General features: G+C 63.2%; 1 protein-coding gene. It reads left to right on the top strand.

What is annotated here, in order from left to right; translation table 11 throughout:
• The first annotated feature begins 591 nt into the window (after positions 1-591).
• Positions 592-1,848: a group II intron reverse transcriptase/maturase gene (gene ltrA, locus ACNPQM_RS44035; RefSeq protein ID WP_418088401.1), complete on the top strand. Its 1,257-nt coding sequence runs from the start codon at positions 592-594 to the stop codon at positions 1,846-1,848.
• Positions 1,849-1,938 lie beyond the last annotated feature (90 nt).

Genomic DNA, 1,938 nt, shown 5'->3' with positions numbered 1-1,938 from the left:
GCTGGGTGTTTGTGTCCTGAACGTGGATGGAGCTGGTTGTAGGAACAGTTCTTGAAGTGATGCTGTGCGGAAGATGAAGGTTGTTGGCCCTTCGGAGTCGCCCTGCGGGGGGAGGCTTCAAACCACCTCGTGCTGCGTTGGCTGAAGACCGTCGTGGTGAGCGACGAGGAAAAGGCGTCGTAGGAGGCGTCAGGTGGGGATCGGGAAGACGAACGCAAGTGAATCGCTGCTGACGTGTCGTAAGAGCCAAATCTGACATCAAAACCGGGGTGTATACCCAATCCCGGGATGAGTCTGGCGGGTGCCCGTTTACTGGCCAGGTGGTGTCCGGCATGCAGGCGACGTGAGCCCGGTCTGCGGCTTCCGCATGGAACAGGAGAAGGCGTTCCTTGCCGCTGCTCGTGTTGATGGCGGGCGAGAGGGAGTGTCCCAAGCAGCCGAAACTGCAAGGGATCGAGTACCGAGGCTAGGCGCGCCGGCGGACCGGCTCGTAGTAGTGGTGAAGCCCCTGTAACGGGGGTGGAACGAAGGGGCCGGGCCGTTCGTGGCTGAGTTGATCGCGTCAACCGGGCGGTGCCCGGGAGGAATTCGGTGGACCAGTTGAAGTCACAGGCCAAGCCGTTTGAGATTTCGAAGTGGGAAGTCAAGGAGGCGTGGGAGGAAGTCAGAGCGAACAAGGGCGCTCCCGGAGTGGACGGGCAGTCTCTGGACGATTTCGAGAAGGACCTGAAGGGGAACCTCTACAAGGTCTGGAACCGGATGTCGTCGGGGTCCTACTTTCCGCAGCCGGTGCGCTCGGTGGAGATTCCTAAGCCGCATGGCGGAGGCACGAGAATCCTCGGGATTCCTTGTGTGGCTGACCGGGTGGCACAGACTGTCGTGGCCAGGCATCTCATGCGTCGGGTGGAACCGGTTTTTCACCCGGATTCGTATGGATACCGGCCCGGGCGGTCGGCACTGGACGCGGTTGCACGCTGCCGGGACCGCTGCTGGAAGAGGAATTGGGTCATCGATCTCGATGTCGCCAAGTTCTTCGACAGCGTCCGGTGGGACCTCGTTGTCAAGGCGGTGGAAGCCCACACCGATGCCGTCTGGGTGATTTTGTATGTGCGGAGGTGGCTCCAAGCGCCGATGCGGCAGCCCGACGGCAGCCTGCTGGTCCGAGACCGGGGGACCCCACAAGGGGCACCGGTCTCGCCCGTGCTGGCGAACCTGTTCATGCACTATGCGTTCGACACCTGGCTCGCCCGGGAATACTCGGGCGTCTGGTTCGAGCGTTACGCGGACGACGCAGTCATCCACTGCGTCACCGAGCGGCAGGCCACAGAGGTACTGGCCGCGCTGACGGACAGGATGGAACAGGTCGGGCTGCGGCTGCATCCCGGCAAGACCCGGATCGTGTACTGCCAGGACGGCAAGCGCCGGAAGTCGTACGAGCACACGGCGTTCACCTTCCTCGGGTACACCTTCCGCGCCCGCAGGAGCCGGGACAAGAAGGGGGAGAGCTTCCTCTCTTTCGACCCGGAGATCAGCAAAGAGGCCCTGAAGCGGCTCAGTGCGGAGGTCCGTTCCTGGCACCTTCATACGCGAGCCGACCTTTCCTTCGTTGATCTCGCCCGGTGGGTCAACCCACGGGTGGCGGGGTGGATGCAGTACTACGGCCGCTTCCGGCGGTCGGGGCTGGATCCCCTTCTGACGCGCATCAACGCCTACTTGGTGCGATGGATCCGCAAGAAGTACGAGCGGCTCAGGGCGAAGCGGAAGGCCATCGCGAAGATGGGGGAGATCGCCAAGCGGTATCCCCGCATGTTCGCGCACTGGCCTTGGACCACCGCCTCGGCCTGGTGACCAGGACGGCAGGAGCCGTGTAACGAGAGATCGTTCCGCACGGTTCTGTGAGAGCCGAGGGGTGAGATTCCCCTCGGCTACTCGGCGGCT

It is taken from the genome of Streptomyces sp. NPDC056231 (assembly GCF_048270745.1).
In the GTDB taxonomy this organism is placed as follows: domain Bacteria; phylum Actinomycetota; class Actinomycetes; order Streptomycetales; family Streptomycetaceae; genus Streptomyces.
This window is presented reverse-complemented; position numbering and strand designations above follow the sequence as displayed.